This window comes from Isoptericola sp. NPDC057391 (genome assembly GCF_042668085.1).
GTDB lineage: Bacteria > Actinomycetota > Actinomycetes > Actinomycetales > Cellulomonadaceae > Isoptericola.
Map to the genome: position 1 here is coordinate 26,703 of NZ_JBHVBO010000019.1, position 16,805 is coordinate 43,507.

At 76.6% G+C, this 16,805-nt stretch carries 17 protein-coding genes; 8 read left to right on the forward strand and 9 right to left on the reverse strand.

From position 1 onward, the window contains the following. Positions 1 to 4 precede the first annotated feature (4 nt). From ACFUVW_RS04810 to ACFUVW_RS04820, 3 genes are all read left to right on the forward strand, one after another. Positions 5 to 1,015 (forward strand): alcohol dehydrogenase catalytic domain-containing protein, encoded by a 1,011-nt coding sequence (locus ACFUVW_RS04810; RefSeq protein WP_430570213.1) that lies wholly within the window; start codon positions 5 to 7, stop codon positions 1,013 to 1,015. Next, on the forward strand, positions 1,012 to 2,367 hold the full coding sequence (locus tag ACFUVW_RS04815; protein ID WP_430570214.1) for an MFS transporter: 1,356 nt from the start codon (positions 1,012 to 1,014) through the stop codon (positions 2,365 to 2,367). Before ACFUVW_RS04810 ends, ACFUVW_RS04815 begins: the two co-directional genes overlap by 4 nt. Positions 2,368 to 2,447: 80 nt before the next feature. Further along, complete coding sequence (locus ACFUVW_RS04820) at positions 2,448 to 3,851, forward strand: FAD-binding oxidoreductase (protein ID WP_430570215.1); 1,404 nt, start codon at positions 2,448 to 2,450, stop codon at positions 3,849 to 3,851. Between the two features lie 6 nt (positions 3,852 to 3,857). Here ACFUVW_RS04820 and ACFUVW_RS04825 read toward each other — a convergent pair whose 3' ends face one another. Continuing rightward, positions 3,858 to 4,211 (reverse strand): iron chaperone, encoded by a 354-nt coding sequence (locus ACFUVW_RS04825; protein WP_430570216.1) that lies wholly within the window; start codon positions 4,209 to 4,211, stop codon positions 3,858 to 3,860. Between the two features lie 135 nt (positions 4,212 to 4,346). On the opposite strand from ACFUVW_RS04825, the gene sigJ reads away from it, so the two are divergent. Then, positions 4,347 to 5,450 (forward strand): RNA polymerase sigma factor SigJ, encoded by a 1,104-nt coding sequence (gene sigJ / locus ACFUVW_RS04830; protein WP_430570217.1) that lies wholly within the window; start codon positions 4,347 to 4,349, stop codon positions 5,448 to 5,450. Here the strand turns inward: sigJ and ACFUVW_RS04835 are convergent. Next, positions 5,389 to 6,816, reverse strand: coding sequence for an MFS transporter (locus ACFUVW_RS04835; RefSeq protein ID WP_430570218.1), 1,428 nt, complete (start codon positions 6,814 to 6,816; stop codon positions 5,389 to 5,391). The genes sigJ and ACFUVW_RS04835 overlap by 62 nt on opposite strands. A 168-nt stretch (positions 6,817 to 6,984) precedes the next feature. On the opposite strand from ACFUVW_RS04835, the gene ACFUVW_RS04840 reads away from it, so the two are divergent. From ACFUVW_RS04840 to ACFUVW_RS04850, 3 genes are read left to right on the forward strand one after another with little or no spacing between them, the layout of a single operon-like run. Beyond that, a complete protein-coding gene (locus ACFUVW_RS04840) occupies positions 6,985 to 7,962 on the forward strand; it encodes a class I SAM-dependent methyltransferase (RefSeq protein ID WP_430570219.1) in 978 nt (325 codons plus the stop codon). A 50-nt stretch (positions 7,963 to 8,012) separates the two neighbouring features. Then, the gene (locus tag ACFUVW_RS04845; RefSeq protein ID WP_430570220.1) at positions 8,013 to 9,113 is read left to right on the forward strand and encodes a serine aminopeptidase domain-containing protein; all 1,101 of its coding nucleotides are present in this window, start codon (positions 8,013 to 8,015) and stop codon (positions 9,111 to 9,113) included. After that, positions 9,110 to 9,916, forward strand: coding sequence for a glycerophosphodiester phosphodiesterase family protein (locus ACFUVW_RS04850; protein ID WP_430570221.1), 807 nt, complete (start codon positions 9,110 to 9,112; stop codon positions 9,914 to 9,916). The genes ACFUVW_RS04845 and ACFUVW_RS04850 overlap by 4 nt, the downstream gene beginning before the upstream one ends. Positions 9,917 to 9,945: 29 nt before the next feature. Here ACFUVW_RS04850 and ACFUVW_RS04855 read toward each other — a convergent pair whose 3' ends face one another. After that, positions 9,946 to 10,671 carry an ArsR/SmtB family transcription factor gene (locus tag ACFUVW_RS04855; protein WP_430570222.1) on the reverse strand — a complete coding sequence of 242 codons (726 nt, stop codon included), beginning with the start codon at positions 10,669 to 10,671 and terminating at the stop codon, positions 9,946 to 9,948. 65 nt (positions 10,672 to 10,736) lie between these two features. Here ACFUVW_RS04855 and ACFUVW_RS04860 point away from each other — a divergent pair, with 65 nt between their 5' ends. Beyond that, positions 10,737 to 11,183, forward strand: a complete 447-nt coding sequence (locus tag ACFUVW_RS04860; protein WP_430570223.1) for a hypothetical protein — start codon at positions 10,737 to 10,739, stop codon at positions 11,181 to 11,183. On the opposite strand, the gene aroB is transcribed toward ACFUVW_RS04860, so the two are convergent. The 6 genes from aroB to ruvX all read right to left on the reverse strand — a co-directional run bounded on the left by aroB (position 11,180) and on the right by ruvX (position 16,796). After that, positions 11,180 to 12,334 carry a 3-dehydroquinate synthase gene (gene aroB, locus ACFUVW_RS04865; RefSeq protein ID WP_429729411.1) on the reverse strand — a complete coding sequence of 385 codons (1,155 nt, stop codon included), beginning with the start codon at positions 12,332 to 12,334 and terminating at the stop codon, positions 11,180 to 11,182. The two genes, ACFUVW_RS04860 and aroB, sit on opposite strands and share 4 nt — an antisense overlap. Then, positions 12,331 to 12,927: a shikimate kinase gene (locus tag ACFUVW_RS04870; RefSeq protein ID WP_429729413.1), complete on the reverse strand. Its 597-nt coding sequence runs from the start codon at positions 12,925 to 12,927 to the stop codon at positions 12,331 to 12,333. The genes aroB and ACFUVW_RS04870 overlap by 4 nt, the downstream gene beginning before the upstream one ends. Beyond that, positions 12,924 to 14,141: a chorismate synthase gene (gene aroC / locus ACFUVW_RS04875; RefSeq protein WP_429729415.1), complete on the reverse strand. Its 1,218-nt coding sequence runs from the start codon at positions 14,139 to 14,141 to the stop codon at positions 12,924 to 12,926. Before aroC ends, ACFUVW_RS04870 begins: the two co-directional genes overlap by 4 nt. Before the next feature lie 43 nt (positions 14,142 to 14,184). Then, entirely contained in the window at positions 14,185 to 15,072 is an 888-nt protein-coding gene (locus ACFUVW_RS04880) for a shikimate dehydrogenase (protein ID WP_430570224.1), read from the reverse strand. Position 15,073: 1 nt separating this feature from the next. Beyond that, positions 15,074 to 16,222 carry an endolytic transglycosylase MltG gene (mltG, locus tag ACFUVW_RS04885; RefSeq protein WP_430570225.1) on the reverse strand — a complete coding sequence of 383 codons (1,149 nt, stop codon included), beginning with the start codon at positions 16,220 to 16,222 and terminating at the stop codon, positions 15,074 to 15,076. A gap of 67 nt (positions 16,223 to 16,289) precedes the next feature. Then, a complete protein-coding gene (gene ruvX, locus ACFUVW_RS04890) occupies positions 16,290 to 16,796 on the reverse strand; it encodes a Holliday junction resolvase RuvX (protein ID WP_430570229.1) in 507 nt (168 codons plus the stop codon). Positions 16,797 to 16,805 lie beyond the last annotated feature (9 nt).

The following is a 16,805-nucleotide window of genomic DNA, read 5'->3' on the forward strand; positions in this document are numbered from 1 at the left end:
CGGGATGGACGCCATCCGTCACCACACCTACGGCCCGCCCGAGACCCTCGTCCTCGAGCAGGTCCCCGACCCCGTGCCCGGCCCCGACCAGGTGCTCGTCGCCGCCCGCGTGCACGGCGTGCACCTGCTGGACACCACCCTGCGCCGCGGCGACGCCTCCGGCCCCCTGCCCGCGCCCCGCCTCCCCGCGATCCCCGGCCGCGAGGTGGCGGGCACGGTGGTCGCCGTCGGCCCGGGCGTGGGGGACGACTGGCTCGGGGCCCGGGTCGCCGCCCACCTGGGCGCCACCCCCGACGGGGGCGGGTACGCGCGCCTCGCCGTCGCGCCCGTCGAGGCCGTGCACCGCCTGCCCGACCGGCTCGACCTGGCCGACGCCGTCGCCATGATCGGCACGGGTCGCACGGCCCTCATGGCGCTGGAGGTCGCGCAGGTCGGCCCCGACGACGTCGTGGCGATCACCGCCGCCGCGGGCGGCCTCGGCTCCCTGTTCGTGCAGTCCGCGCTGGACGCCGGCGCTGGCGTCCTCGCCCTGGCCGGCGGGGCGCGCAAGGTCCGCGCGGTGCGGGGTCTCGTGCCCGACGCCGGGCAGCGCCTCGCCGTCGTCGACGTCGCCGCGCCGTCCTGGCCCGCCGACGCGCGCGCGGCGCTCGGGCGCCTGCGGGCGCCGGCCGCGACCCTGCTGATCGACGGCGTCGGCGGCGACCTGGGGGCACGGGCCGCGGCGCTGCTCGGCCCGGGTGGCCGGCTCGTCGTGCAGGGGTGGGCCTCCGGGAGCTCGAACCCCGCGGCCGCGAGCGCCGTCACCCCGGGGGGCGACCCGATCGAGGTGCGGGCCGTCGTCGGGCCGGGCGCGCCCGCGTTCGGCGACCTGCGCGCCTACCAGCGCCGGGCCCTGGAGCGGGCCGCGTCGGGCCAGTGGCGCGTGCTCACCCACCGGGTGGCGTTCGCGGAGGCCGCGCGAGCGCACCGTGAGCTCGAGGAGCGCCGCACGGTCGGGAAGGTGGTCCTCGGATGACCGGCGCGTCCCCCGGCGGCGCGTCCGACGGGTCGCACGGCGGGCTGCTGGACGCGCGGGCGCAGCGCACGGTGCTCGTGGGCATGGTGGCGTACGTCGCGCTCGGGGCGTTCGAGTCGCTGGCGGTCTCGACGGCGATGCCGACGGTGGCCGCCGAGCTCGACGGGCTGCGCCTGTACACGCTGGCGTTCGCCGCGGCGTCCGCGGCGGGCGTGGTGGGGATGCTCGTGGCGGGACCGTGGACGGACCGCCGCGGCCCGACCCCGCCGTTGTGGACCGGCATCGCCCTGTTCCTGGGGGGCGTGGTCGTGGCTGGGCTCGCGCCGAGCATGCCCGTGCTGCTGGTCGGGCGCACGCTGCAGGGCGCGGGTGCTGGCCTGGAGGGCGTGGCGCTGTTCGTGCTCGTGGCGCGGGTGTTCCCCGAGGCGCGGCGGGCGAAGGTCTTCGCGTGGTTCGCGGCGGCGTGGGTGGTACCCGGGGTGGTCGGGCCGCTGCTGGCGGGGGCGGTGACGCAGTACCTCGGGTGGCGGTGGGTCTTCCTGGCGGTCCCGGTGGTGGCCGTCCCCGCTCTCCTCGCGCTGCGGCCGGGCCTGACCGCGGCGCGGGGCGCGCGCGGCCCCGGCGCGCCGCCGGGCGCCGCGCCCGACGCCGGCGCGTCCTGGCGGCCCGTCGCGCGCGCGGTGCTGCGCGGGTCGCGCGGCCTGGGCACGGTCGTCCTGGTCCGCGCGCTCGTCGCGGCGGCGTTCGTCGGCGCGGAGGTGCTGCTGCCGCTGGCCCTGACGCGGGAGCGGGGGCTCTCCCCGGCGTTCGCCGGGGCGGTCCTCACGCTGAGCGTGCTCGGCTGGTCCGCCGGGTCGTGGGCGCGCGGGCGAGGCCTGCGCGGGCTGTCGCACGCGGGGTACCTGCGGGCGGGCGGGCTCTCGCTCGTGCTGGGCACCGCCGGCGTCGCCCTCCTCGTGGCGCCGGGGGTGCCGCTCGCGGCGGCCGCCGTCCCGTGGGTGCTGGGCGGCCTCGGGATGGGCCTGACGTACCCGACCCTCAACCTGCTCGTGCTGGAGCTGGCCCCGCCGGCGGCGCAGGGCGTGTCGATGTCGGCGCTCCAGGTGGCGGACGCCGTCGCGTCGTCGCTGGCGCTCGCCGGCACGGGCGCGCTCCTGTGGGCGCTGCACGACCGGGTCGGCGCGGCGGCGTACGCGGTGTGCCTCGGCCTCGCGGCGGCGCTCGCGCTGGTCGCGACCGTGCTGGTCGTTCGCACCCGGCCGGCCGTCGTCGGGGAGGTCACGAATTCCGTCGCATTCCCGTCGGGTGTACGGGATGCTGCCGATGAGGATCCCGTCCCCGCACGGTCCTGACGGACAGCATCTGAACGCGACAGCACCCGAGCGCCCCGGCGTGCCCGGCACGCCATCCCCCCACGACGAGGAGCAGCGACATGTCCCAGTCCCCCGTTCCCCCCACCCGTCCCCCCGTCCCGGTCGAGGCGCTGCGCACCGCGCTCGGCGCCGCCACCCCCGTCGTGGCTCCCGAGGACGACGACTACGGCGCCGCCCGGACCGTCGAGCCCGGCGGGGTCGAGCAGCGCCCGGCCGCCGTCGTCCGACCCGCCGACACCGACGCCGTGGTCCGCGCGGTGCGCTTCGCGCGCGACGCCGGCGTCGAGGTCTCCGTCCGCTCGGGCGGTCACTCCGTGTTCGGGCTCGGCGCCGCCGACGGCGCCCTCACGCTCGACCTGCGCGGCCTCGACGGCGTCGACCTCGACGCCGAGGGCCGCACCGCCTGGGCGGGCGGCGGGATCACCGCCGGCGCGTACTCGGCCGCCGTCGGCGCGGCGGGCCTCGCCACGCCGTTCGGCGACACGGGGTCGGTCGGCGTCGGGGGGATCACCCTCGGTGGCGGCATCGGCCTGCTGTCCCGGTCCCTCGGCATGACCATCGACAGCCTGGTCGAGGCAGAGGTCGTCACGGCCGACGGCGAGGTGGTGCGCACCGACGCCGACCACGAGCCCGACCTGTTCTGGGCGCTGCGCGGCGGCGGGGGCAACTTCGGCGTCGTCACCCGGTTCCGGTTCGCGCTGCACGACGTGTCGCAGGTGGTCGGCGGGGTGCTCCTCATGCCGGCGACCCCCGAGTCCGTCGCCGGCGTGGTCGCGGCCGCCGACGCCGCGCCGCCGGAGCTGACGATGGTCGTCATGGTGATGCCGGCGCCCCCGATGCCGATGATCCCGGCGGAGTGGCACGGGCGTCTCGTCGTGATGGCGAACGCCTGCTGGTCCGGGCCGGTGGAGAGCGCGGACGCCGCGCTCGCGCCGCTGCGGGACGTCGCGGCCCGCGCCGGCGGCGCGCTCCTGGACGGCCTGCGCACCGCGCCCTACCCGAGCCTGCTGGAGGGCGGTCCGCAGGGCGGCCCGGTCGTGGCCACCGGTCGCTCGTTCCTCGCCGACGGGCTCGACGAGGCCGCCGCGGCGCACCTGCTGGACCAGCTGGAGGGGTCCGACGCGCTCATGCGCGCCGCCCAGCTCCGGGTGCTGGGCGGCGCGGTGGCCGAGGTGCCCGCCGACGCGACCGCCTACGCCCACCGGACGGCCCGGGTGGTCGGCAACGTCGCCGCCGTCGCGCGCGACGCGGCCACCGCCGCCGGGTACCAGCCGTGGGTGGACGCGCTCGCGGCCCGGCTGCGGGGTGCCGACGGCGCGTACGCGAACTTCTGCCTCGACGGCGGCGTCGACGTGGCGCGGGCCGCCTACCCCGGCGCGACCTGGAACCGGCTGCGCGAACTCAAGCGGCGCTACGACCCGCAGAACCTGTTCCGCGGCAACGTCAACGTGCCGCCGGGGTGAGCGCGGTCAGCGGGCTCGCGCGTCGATCTCGTCGCGGCGCGCGAGCACCAGCCGGTCGACGACGTCGTCCGGCAGCGGCGCCTCGGGCTGGAACGAGACGGACCCCTTCGTGGTGCGGAACCCCTCCAGGTCGCCCGCGAGCGCCGCGACCACGTCCGGGCTGAACGGGTAGAGGCCCACGTGTGTGCGCGTGACCACGGCGCTCACCAGCGGGCTACCGCGGTAGCGCAGCGCGGGCATGCCGTAGCCGCGGCCCTCCTCGACGTCGGGCACCAGGGACCGCGCCCGCGCGTAGACGCGCGCGACGGCGTCGCGCTCCGCCCCGGACAGCGTGGCCAGGTAGTCCTCGACGTCTCCCACGGGTCCATCGTGCGGCGCGCGAGCGCGCACCGCACCCGGCGCACCGTCATCTCACGTCAGCTCGCGTCACGTCGCGCCGCGCCGCGTCGTCGGCGGTACGGGGCGGAACGCCCGCCCCGCGGAAGGATGGGCAGCATGCCACGCACGCAGCACCCGGCCCGGCGACGCGCCGGGCGCGCGACCGACCGACCCACCGACCGCGCCACCGACCGGGTCACCGACCGCGTCACCGACCTCGAGGACCTGCGCCGGGTCGCGTTCGGCGCCGCCTACCGGATGCTCGGCAGCGTCACGGAGGCGGAGGACGTCGCCCAGGAGGCCATGCTGCGCGTGGCGCCCGTCGGCGCGGTCGACGCCGCGGTCGTGAACCCGGCGGCGTACACGACGACCGTCGCGACCCGGATCGCGCTGGACGTGCTGCGCTCGGCGCGGGTCCGCCGCGAGTCGTACGTCGGCGAGTGGGTGCCGGAGCCGCTCGTCGGGGACGTCGTGGCGGCGGGGTCGGCGGGGCGCGAGGCCGCCGCGCACGCCGAGCTCGCCGACGACCTGTCCACGGCGTTCCTCGTGCTGCTGGAGACCCTCACGCCGGCGGAGCGGGCCGCGTTCCTCCTGCACGACGTGTTCGGCTACCCCCACCGGGAGTCGGCCCGGGTGATCGGGACGACCGAGCTGGCCGCGCGGCAGCTCGCGTCCCGGGCCCGGCGCCGGGTGGCGGCCCGGCGGGACTCGGAGGCGCCCCCCACGGACACGCCCGCCGCCCGCGGGGACGACCCGCACGCGGCGGAGCTGGTGCGGCGGTTCATCGCGGCGACCGAGCTGGGCGACGTCGACGCGCTGGTGGCCCTGCTGGCCGACGACGTCGCCCTCACCGGCGACAGCGGCGGCAACGTGCCCACAGGGCTGGCGGTGTCGCGGCCGGTGTCGGGGAACGTGGCGGTGGCCCGGCTGCTGTCGGGCTTCGCGAGGCGGGGCGCGCCGGCACGCATCGAGGCGACCGTCGTCAACGGCGGCCCGGGGCTGATCGCGTACGCCGACGACTCCGTGGGCGGCGGCGTCATCGGCACGTACTCCCTGCGAATCTCCGGCGGCCGCATCACTCGGATCGACGGCGTCATCAACCCCGACAAGCTACGGCACCTGGCCCCGCTGGCCGACCTGGAGGCGGTCGCCGCCGAGATCAGGGCAGCGGGGCGGCGGCGTCGGGACGCGCAGGCTCCCGACGCCCCACCGTCACCTTGAGCATGAGCACGAGTCCCACGAGGATCACGGCGACGATGCCCAGGGTGCCCCAGATCGTGGCCCCCGTGAGCGCGATGAGCAGGGTCCACATCGAGGGGGCGAGGAACGACACGGCGCGACCCGTCGTGGCGTAGAGGCCGAAGATCTCGGACTCCCGCCCGGCGGGCGCGACCCGTGCCAGCAGGGAGCGGGACGCGGCCTGCGCCGGGCCGACGAAGCAGGTCAGGGCCAGGCCCGCCACCCAGAACACGACGGGCCCGAACCCGTGCAGCGCGACGACGAGCAGCCCGCACGCCACGAGCCCGGTGAGCGACCCGATGATCACGGCGCGCGGGCCGAACCGGTCGTCGAGGCGCCCGGCGACGATCGTGCTCAGGCCGGCGAGCAGGTTGGCGGCGATGCCGAACGCGATCACTGCGTCGTCGCCGAACCGGAAGGAGACCGCGGCGATGACGGCGCCGAACGTGAACACGGCGGACAGCCCGTCGCGGTAGACGGCGCTGGCGAGCAGGAACCAGAAGGTGGGCCGCTCGTGGCGGTACAGGGCCACCACGTCGCGCACCAGCACGACGTATCCGGCGAAGAACCCGACCCGCGGGCGGTCGTCCGCGGGCGGCGCCTCGGGCACGTACCGGAACAGCGGCCAGGCGAAGGCCACGGCCCACAGGGCGCACCCGACGGCGATGACCCGGTACGCGAGCCCGTCGTCGGTCGGCATCCCCCACCAGTCGAAGGCCTGCGCCACCACCACGAGGACGAGCGCGACGATCCCGCCCAGGTAGCCCAGCCCCCACCCGAGGCCCGAGACCCTGCCGACCGTGGCCTTCGTCGAGACCTGCACGAGCATCGCGTTGTAGTTCACGCCGGCGATCTCGCTCGCCACGCTGCCGAGCGACACCAGGGCGGCGCCGAGCACGAACCAGACCGGGTCGGCGCGGACGGCGAAGAGCGCCGCCATGGCCAGGACCATGACAAGGGTCGCGCCACCCACCCAGGCCTTGCGGCGACCCTCGACGTCCGCGCGGCGGCCGAGCACGGGGGCGAGGAGGGCCACGAGCAGCCCGCCCACCGTGATCCAGAGCCCCAGCCCGCTGGTGAGGCCGGCCAGGGCACGCTCGTGCGCCGGGTCCGTGGCCGGCAGCGCGGCCACCTCGGGCGCGAGGAAGGCGTCGCTCGTGAGGTACAGCGCCGTGAACACGAACGTGACGATCACGGTGTTGAAGGGCTGGGTGGCCCAGTCCCACATCGCCCAGGAGACCACCTGGCGGCGCGGGACCGGTGCCGGGGGCACGGCGACGCCCTGCCCGGACGTGCGCGGGACGTCGTCGGTGCCCGCGGGGTCCGTCGCGTCGTGCTGGTCGCTCATGAGCGTGCAGTCTGCCGGACCCGGGTGGTGCAGCGGCAGGGGTGGCCGTCGTGTCGTCACCAGGGCTTCATCTGCGGGCCGCCCGGGCGTCACCCCGCGGTGCGAGCGTCGGGAGGGCCGACCGGCGACGACGCCGGCCCGACCCCGACCGACGGAGGGACCGCCCGCATGACGACGCCGCACACCCCCGCGCCCGGCACCGGCACCGCCCCGCTCCCCGAACCCCTCGTCGACTGGCGCGACCGGTACGCGGCGCTGGCGGAGGTGGAGCTGCCCGTCGGCCCGTACACGCAGGTGAGCGAGTGGGAGCGGGCCTTCCTCTACCTCGTGGCGCGGGACCTCTGGTCCGGGCGTGGCGACGTCGTCGAGCTCGGGTCGGGGGGCGGCGGCTCCACGGTCGCGCTGGCGCAGGGCCTCGCCGAGAACTCGGTGTTCGACCGGGCGCACCACCGGCTGCACGCCTACGACTGGTTCCGCGTGGGCCGGGGCACGTTCGCCAGCCCGCGCTTCGCCGACGACGGGCCCGGCGCGGACGGCTCGTTCCTGGCCGACTTCCGCGCCCACCTCGCGGGGTACCTCGACCTCCTGGACGTCCACGCCGGGGACCTCGCCGAGACCTCGACGGACCCCCCGCACGCGACGATCGAGCTGCTGCACGTGGACATCGCGAAGACCCCGCGCGTGTTCCGCCTCGTCGCCGAGCGTTTCTTCCCGCTGCTCGCCCCCGGGGCCGTGGTGCTGCACCAGGACTTCGCGAGCCCGCGCCTGCCGTGGCTGCACCACAGCACCGGCGCGCTGCTGCCGTGGGTCGACCTGGTGGGCCCGCCCGTGCGCTCCACCCTGGCGTTCGTCGTGCGCGAGCCCGTGCCCGCCGCCGTGCTGGACCGCATCGCCCGGCAGGAGGCCGACGTCGACGAACAGCTCGACCTGATCTCCCGCGTCCAGGACCGGCTCGGCGACGACGTCACGGGCGGCATCCCGTTCCCCGAGGTGCTGGAGCTGGCCAAGGCGTACGCCGCGTTCCACGCCGGCGAGCACCGGCGCGCGTGGGAGATCGCCGCACCGCTGCGCCGCGTGCCGTACCTCGCCGAGCGGCGGGCCGACCACTTCGAGCAGCTGCGCCGCGCGGCGCTCGACGTCGGCTGACCCCGGGGCGGCGCCGAGCCTGCGCGGCGGGGCGCGGCTACGATCGCGCCGTGCACGCGCCCTCCCCGTCCCCGCGCCCGGCCCCGGCGGCGCGGTGGCGGGTCGACCGGCTCCTGGGCGCGGCCTTCGAGGAACGCCCGCTCGGCCCCGCGACGCTGGTGCGGGCCGTCGACCGGCCGCAGCGGCCGCGCGCCGTCGTGCTGCACGTGCACGGGTACAACGACTACTTCTTCCAGGCGCACCTGGCGCGCGCGGTGGTGGCCGCCGGGCACGCGTTCTGCGCCGTCGACCTGCGCCGCGCGGGACGGTCCCTGCTCGACGGCGGCCCCGGCGCCGACGACCCGCTCCCGCCGCACTACGTCGCGAGCCTGCGCGAGGCGGGCGCGGACCTGTCCGCCGCGGCGCACGCGGTCCGCGAGCTCGAGCCCGGACTGCCGCTCGTCGTGCACGCGCACTCGACGGGCGGCCTGGGCGCGGCGCTGTGGGCGCACGCGGCCCGCGACGACCCGGCGCACGGGCCCGACCTCCTGGTGCTGAACTCCCCGTTCTTCTCCCTCAGCGGTTCGCGGCTCGCGGACGCGGGCCGCTCCGCGGTGCTCGAGCTCCTCGGTCGACGCCGCCCGCTCGCCGTCGTCAGCGCGAACCGCTCCGAGTACGCCACCTACCAGCACGCCTCCCACGGCGGCCGGTGGGACTTCGACACCACGCTGAAGCGCCCCGAGGGGCTCCCGGCCCGCGCCGGCTGGCTCCGCACGGTCACGCGGGCGCAGGCCCGCCTGGCCCGTGGCCTCGCCGTCCCCGGGCCGGTCCTGGTGGCGCGCAGCGACTCGTCCGGCCCCGACCGACCCGACAACCCGCGGCTCGACGCGCAGGACACCGTGCTCGACGTCGGGCGGATCGCGGCCCTGACGCACCGCGTCGGGGCGGACGTGGACGCGCTCGTCGTGCCGGGAGGCGTGCACGACCTCGCCCTCTCCGCCGACGCGGCCCGGCGGACCTACCTCGACGGCGTCGTCGCCTGGCTCGACGCCCGGCTGCCGGGCGTCCGGCCCCCCGACGCCGGGGCCCGCGTCGCGGTCACCGACCGCACCCGCGACGACATGCACGACGACACGCGCGACGACATACACGACGACGAGGAGCAGCCGTGAGACCCGCGCCCGCGCACCCCTACCTCGACCCGCGCGGCGCCGACGGGGCGCCGCTGCCCGTCCTCGCGCTGGCGCACCGCGGCTTCTCGCACGGCCGGGAGAACCTGGAGAACTCGCTGGCGGCGTTCGCCGCCGCGGTCGACCTGGGCTTCCGGTACGTCGAGACCGACGCGCACGGCACCGCCGACGGCGTGGCCGTCGCCCTGCACGACGCGTCCCTCGACCGCACCACCGACGCGACGGGCCGCGTGGCCGACCTGCCGTGGTCGGTCGTGCGGCACGCGCGCATCGGTGGCAGCGAGCCCGTGCCGCGCCTCGATGACGTGCTCGGCACCTGGCCCGACGTGCGCGTCAACGTCGACGTCAAGGAGGACTCGGGGATCGCGCCCACGGCCGCCGCGATCGAGCGCACGCGCTCGCACGACCGGGTCTGCGTCACGTCGTTCGACGTCCGGCGCCGCCGCGCCACCGTCGCCCGCCTGTCCCGGCCGGTCGCGACGTCGGCCGGGCGCCGCGAGGTGGCGCGGTTCCTCGCGGGAGCCCGCCTCCGGGTGGACGCGATCGCCCGCCGCGCGCTGCGCGAGGTGGACGCCCTGCAGGTCCCCGTCGCCGAGGGCCGCCTGACCGTGGTCGACGCCGCCACCGTCGCCGCCGCCCACCGTGCCGGGCGCCAGGTGCACGTGTGGACCATCAACACCCCCGGGGAGATGGGCCGCCTCCTCGACCTCGGCGTGGACGGGATCGTCACCGACCGCGCCGACCTGCTGCGCGACGTGCTCGTCGCCCGCGGCCTGTGGGGCTGAGCGGCCGGCGGGGCTGACCGGCCCGTCCGTCAGGCCCGTCCCGGGCCGGCGTCCGCGGGACCCGGGGCGAGCTCGACGCCCCAGGCCTCGCGCACCAGGTGCTTCCCGCTCGGGGTGAGTCGCAGCCCCCGCCCGCTCGTCCGCGTCACCCACCCCGCGTCGAGGAACCTCGTCCCGACCGCCGCGCCGAGCGCGCCGGCCAGGTGCGCGCGGCGCTCCGTCCAGTCCAGGCAGGTCCGCGACGTCGGGCGCCGGGCGGCCACCGCGCCGTCGACGTCGACGCCGATGCCGCGCAGCCCGTCGGCGCCCGCGTCGGTGAGGGCGAGCACCTCGGGGTCGGCCAGCCACCCCTGCGCGACCCAGGCCTCCGCGAGACCCACGCCGAGGCGGCCCGCCAGGTGGTCGTAGCAGAACCGCGCCGCCGCCAGGCGGTCGGCCTCCCGGCTGCGCCGGAGCCCCGCCACGGGCGTCGGACGGGCCAGCGCGCCGAGGGCCTCGAGCGCGTCGGCCACCTCCACGCCCGCGAGCGCGTAGTACCGGTGCCTGCCGCGGGCCCGGCCGGTCACCAGCCCGCTCGCGACGAGGACCGCCAGGTGCTCCGACGCGGCGGGCGCGCCGATGCCCGCCGCACGCGCCAGCTCGCCCGCGGGCCGCGCCGTGCCGTCCATGAGCAGCCCGACCATCACCGACCGCGCCGGCGCGGCGAGCGCCCGCCCGACGTCGGTGAAGTCCCGGTCCCGCCCGTCACCACCCATGGCCCCGACGATACGGCGACGACGCTTCGGCGGGTGCCGAAGCGTCCCGGGCCTATCGTCCGGGCATGGGCACACCGGAGACCTGCACCGACCTCGAGGTCCTGCTGCCGGCGACTCCCGGCGCGCTGGCCGACCTCGGCGAGACGCTCGGGCGCGCGGGCGTCAGCCTGGAGGGCGGCGGGGTGACGTCCCTGCGCGGCGGCCGCGTCGCGCACTTCCTCGTCGACGACGGCCCGCGCGCCGTCGCCGCCATGGCGGCCGCCGGCCTCGGCCCCGCCGTCGCGCGCGACGTCGTCACGACCCGCCTCGCCCAGGACCGGCCCGGGCAGATGGGCGCGTTCGCGCGTCGCCTGGCGGAGGCCGGAGTCGTCGTCCGGACGCTGTACAGCGACCACGACGGCAACCTCGTGCTGCTCGTCCCGGACGACGACGTCCCGGCGTGCCGGGACGTCGTCCGGGCGTGGGACGCCGACCGCGAGGCCGCGCGCCGGCGGCCCGAGCAGGTCGGCTAGAGCCCGAGCTGGACCGTCACGCCGGGCCGGCCGGCCGGCGGCTCCTTCGAGATCTCCGCGTACGCGGCGGCGAGCAGCGTCGGGTCCGGGCCCTCGAGGCGCGTCGGCTTCGCGACGTCGTCCAGCACGACGAACCGCAGCAGGTTGCCGCGCGTCTTCTTGTCGCGCTGCATGGCCGCGAGGAGCTTGTCCCAGCGGTCGCCGCGGTAGGTGGTGGGCAGGCCGAGGGAGTCGAGGATCGCGCGGTGCCGGTCGACGACCGCGTCGTCGAGCTTGCCGCCGAGGCGCGCGAGCTCGGCCGCGAAGACCATCCCCATCGCGACCGCGGCGCCGTGCCGCAGCTGGTAGCGCTCGGTGAGCTCGATCGCGTGCCCCAGGGTGTGCCCGTAGTTGAGGATCTCCCGCAGCCCCTGCTCCGTGAGGTCCTCCCCCACGACGCGGGCCTTGACCCGGACCGACCGCTCGATGAGCTCCGTCACCACGGCCCACGTCTCGGGGGTGGTGTCCGCGCCCTTCCACTCGCGCAGCTCGTCGGCGTGCTCCTCGACGAGCTCGAGGATGCGCGGGTCCGCGATGAAGCCCGTCTTGACGACCTCCGCCATGCCGGCGACGAGGTCCCAGCGGTCGAGGGTCTCCAGGGCCGCCAGGTCGCACAGCACCCCCGCGGGCGGGTGGAACGCGCCCACGAGGTTCTTGCCCTCGGCCGTGTTGATCCCCGTCTTGCCGCCCACCGCGGCGTCGACCATCGCGAGCAGCGTGGTCGGCACGTGCACGACCTTGATGCCGCGCAGCCACGTGGCCGCGACGAAGCCGGCCAGGTCGGTCGTCGCGCCGCCGCCGACGGACACGATCGCGTCCGACCGCGTGAAGTCGGCCTGGCCCAGCACCTGCCAGCAGAACGCCGCCACCTGGGCGGTCTTCTGCTCCTCGGCGTCCGGCAGCTCGACGGCGAACGCCTCGTAGCCCTGCGCCACGAGGTCCTCGCGGACGGCCTCGCCGGTGGCCTGCAGCGACGCCGGGTGCATGACCAGCACCCGCCGCACCCCGTCCCCGAGCAGGCCCGGCAGCTCGCCGAGCAGGTGTCGCCCGACGACGACGTCGTAGGCCGGTGCTTCCTTCGTGCTGCCCTGCACGGTCACGCGGACCGTCATGACTGGACCTCCTGAGCCGATGTGCCCGCGGCCGCGTCGTGCTGCGCCGCGCCTTGCGTTCCTGCCTCGCCCGTGACCCCGGCGTGCACCTGAGCGGCGACCTCGTGCGCGGGCCGCTCGTCGGAGACCACGTGCACCGTGGCGAGCCGCTCGTAGGTGGGCCGGCGCGCCTGCATCAGCTCGACCCAGCGCGCCCGCGGGTTGCCCACGAGCAGCGGGCGCGACTGGTTGAAGCCGACGCGGGGGGCCGCGTGCGCGAGGGAGACGTCTAGGAAGACGACGGTGCCGCCGCCCGCGACGTAGCCCTCCAGCGCCCGCTGGGTGTGCTCGTCCATCACCGCGCCGCCGCCGAGCGCGAGGACGCCGGGGTGGCACGCCAGGGCGGTGGTGACGGCCTCCCGCTCGAGCTCGCGGAAGCGCGGCTCGCCGTCCTCCACGAAAATGTCGGCGACCGGCTTGCCCGCGGTCTCCTCGACGTCGGCGTCCGTGTCCCGGAACGCGACGCCGAGGCGCTCGGCGAGCAGGCGGCCCACGGTCGTCTTGCCGCTGCCGGGCGGGCCGATGAGCACCGCCCGCGGCACGCCCGCGCTCATCGGAGCAGCTCGGGGATCGAGGCGAGGTACGCCTCGGCGTTGCGGCGCACCTCGGCGACCGAGTCCCCGCCGAACTTCTCCACGACGGCCTGCGCCAGCTCGAGCGCCACCATCGCCTCCGCGACCACGGCCGCGGGCGGCACCGCGCACACGTCCGAGCGCTGGTGGTGCGCCGTGACGGCCTCGCCCGTGGCGACGTCGACCGTCGCCAGGGCGCGCGGCACGGTCGAGATCGGCTTCATCGCGGCGCGCACGCGCAGCACCTCGCCGTTGCTCATGCCACCCTCGATGCCGCCGGCGCGGTTGGAGCGGCGGTGGATGCGGCCGTCGTCCCCGCGCTCGATCTCGTCGTGCGCCGCGGAGCCCCGGCGCCGAGCGGTGCGGAAGCCGTCGCCGACCTCGACGCCCTTGATCGCCTGGATGCCCATGAGCGCCCCCGCCAGGCGCGCGTCGAGCCGGCGGTCGCCCTGCACGTAGCTGCCGAGGCCGGTGGGCACGTCGTAGGCGAGCACCTCGACGACGCCGCCCAGGGTGTCGCCATCCTTGCGGCACTCGTCGATCTCGGCGACCATCGCCGCGCTCGTCGCGGCGTCGAAGCAGCGCACCGGGTCGGCGTCCAGCGCCGCGACGTCGTCGGGCGCGGGCAGGTCGGCGCCCTCGGGCACCTCGACCGGGCCGATCGCCACGACGTGAGAGACGAGCCGCACGCCGACCGCCTGCTCGAGGAACTTCGCCGCGACCAGGCCCAGCGCGACGCGGGTCGCCGTCTCGCGGGCCGACGCGCGCTCGAGCACCGGGCGGGCGTCGTCGAACCCGTACTTGCGCATCCCGACCAGGTCGGCATGGCCCGGGCGGGGGCGGGTGAGCGGCCGGTTGCGCGCGATCTCGCGCTCGTCACCGGTGCCGGCGTCGACGAGCAGCGCCTCGCGGTCGACCGGGTCCGGCGACATGACGTCGGTCCACTTGGGCCACTCGGTGTTGCCGATCTCGAAGGCCAGCGGGCCGCCCTGCGTGACGCCGTGACGCAGCCCGCCGAGCACGCGCACCGCGTCCTGCTCGAACTTCATGCGGGCGCCGCGGCCGTAACCGAGCCGGCGGCGGGCGAGCGCCGCCTGGATGTCCGCGGTCACCACCTCGACGCCTGCCGGCAGGCCCTCCAGCACCCCCACGAGTGACGGACCGTGCGACTCCCCCGACGTCATCCAGCGCAGCATGCCTGCGATTCTTCCACGCCCGCGCCGCGGGTCGGTCCGGTGGTCAGCGGGCGGACGCCGGGGCCGCCAGGGCCCGGCCGAGCGCCGCGTCCATGGCCGCGACCGGGGCCGTGCGGCCCGTCATGAGGCGCACCTGCTCCACCGCCTGGTGCAGCAGCATCCGCTCGCCCCCGACGACGGTGCCGCCCGCGGCGGACCAGGCCGAGGACAGCGCGGTGGGGCGCGGGTCGTAGACGACGTCCAGCAGCACGCCGGCGGGCAGGCCGCCCTGGGCGGCGAGCGCGGCTGCGACCGGGTCGGCGGCGTAGGCCGGCATGGTCGACACCACGACGTCGGCGTCCTGCAGCGCGCCGAGCGACGCCGACGGGTCGAGGACCTCGAAGCGCGGGCTCACGCCCATGCGCGCGGCCGCCTCCTGCAGGCCGGACGTCCGGCCGAGGGAGCGCACCAGGACGCGCGGCGTCGTGCAGCCGAGCTCCCCTAGCGCCGCGAGGGTGGATGCCGCCGTCGCGCCGCCGCCCAGGACCACGGCGCTCGCCGCTCCCGCGCCGGCAGCCCGCCCTTGGGCGGCGAACCCTTCGCGCAGGGCGGTGACCAGGCCGTAGACGTCGGTGTTGGTGCCGGTGAGGGTCACGCCGCACCGCGCCGGGGCGACGAGCACGGTGTTCACCGCACCCACTGCGACCGCGAGCGGGTCCACGTGGTCCACCAGGCCCATGACCGCGTGCTTGAGCGGCATCGTGACGCTCAGGCCGGCCCAGCCCAGGTCCAGACCGCGCACGAACGACGGCAGGTCGTCGACCGTGGTGTCGATCGCGGAGTACTCCCAGCCCTCGAGGCCGAGGGCGTCGTACGCGGCGGTGTGCAGGACGGGCGAGAGGGAGTGCGCGACGGGGTGGCCCAGCACCGCCGCTCGTCGGGAGACGGTCATGTCAGCCGGCGTTCTCCGAGGCCCACTTCTGGTACTCGGCGCGGTACTGGAGAAACTCCTGGTAGTTGTCCGTGAACTTCGTCTCGCCGGTGTCCAGGTTCACCGTCACGTACCAGTTCCAGTCACCCTCGGGCGGGTCGAGGACGGCCTCGACCGACTCCTGGCCAGGGTTGGCGATCGGCGTGGGCGGAAGCCCGGTGTTCTTGCGAGAGTTGTAGGGATCGCTCGCGTCCGCGAACTCCGACTTGGTGATCTCGTCGGCCGGCTTGCCGAGCCCATAGGAGTTGATGGCGTCCAGGTACAGCGCCTCGCCGCGGTCCAGGCGGTTCTCGATCACGCGCGCGACCTCACCCCGGTACCCGTCCGGTGCCTCCTTCTCCACCAGCGACGCCTTGTTCAGCACGTCCTGCCAGTCGGACTTCTCGACCCCGAGCGACTCCAGCTCCTTCTTCGTCTGGTCCACCATGGCCGTGAGCAGCGTGGTGGCGTCGTCGCCCGGCTGCACGGTGTACGTCTTCGGGAACAGCCAGCCCTCGGCGTTGCCCTTCGCCTGCTGCGGCAGCCCGAAGGAGTCCGGGTCCTCCAGCGCCTTCTCGAGCTCCTCGGGCGTGATGTCCGTGACCGAGCCGACACGCTCGACGATCTGCGCGACCGTGTAGCCCTCGGGGATGGTCACGTTGGTCTGCAGCTTCTCGTTCTTCACCAGCGCGGCGACGGCGTCGGAGGCCTTCATCTCGGCCTGCAGCTGGTACGTGCCCGGCTGGATGCCGGCGGCCGCCGGGTTCTGGCCGAACGCGTCGGTGAACGCGCCCACGCTGGCGACGACGCCCGCCTCCTGGAGCACGGTGCCCATCTCGCCGCCCGAGGCGCCCTCGGGGATGACGACCTCGACCGGTTCCCCACCCGGCCCCGGGTAGTCCTCGTTCTGCGCGCCGATGAACGGCAGGTCGCCGACGAGCGAGTCCATGCGGTCCCAGAGCAGGTAGGCGCCCGCGCCCACGAACCCGAGGACCACCACCAGGACCACCGCGGTGCGCTGCCGACGGCGGCGCTTGCGCTTGGCGGCGGCCCTCCGGCTGGCGGCCGAGCGGCGCCGCGAGGGTGCCGCCGGCGCCTCCTGGAGGGCGGGGTGCTCGAAGAGGTCCGTCACGCCGGGTTCTTCCTTCTGACAGGGCCTGAGGTGGGCACGTGGGGTCGGGTGCTGCTGTCCGGGCAGGTCAGGCGCCCGGTGACCGCCGCTCGACGAGCTCGCCGGCGCGCTCCCCCGCCGACCGCTCCACGTCGAGTGCAGATTGCAGAATGATAACGGCTGCGGCCTGGTCGACGACAGACCGGTGTGTCTTGGTGCGTCGTCCTGCCGACCGCAGCTGGGCGTGCGCCGTCACGGTCGTCATCCGTTCGTCCACGAGACGCACCTCGGCGGGCGCGACGGCGGCCGCCACGCGGGCGGCGAAGTCGCGCGCGTCCGCGGTCGCCGCGCCCTCCGCCCCGGACAGGTGGCGCGGCAGCCCCACGTACACGACCGCGGCGAACCGCTCCTCGACCTCCGCGGCGATGCGCGCGACGTCGGGCGTCACCGCGGGCGTCCCGTCCACGCCCGCGGGCACGTCCAGGACGCGCGGCACCGTCTCGACGGGCGTCGCCACGAGGCCGTCGGGGTCGCTGCCCGCGAGCCCGATGCGCGCCTTGCCGACGTCGACCCCGAGCCGCGCGCCCCGCGGCAGCCCGCGGGG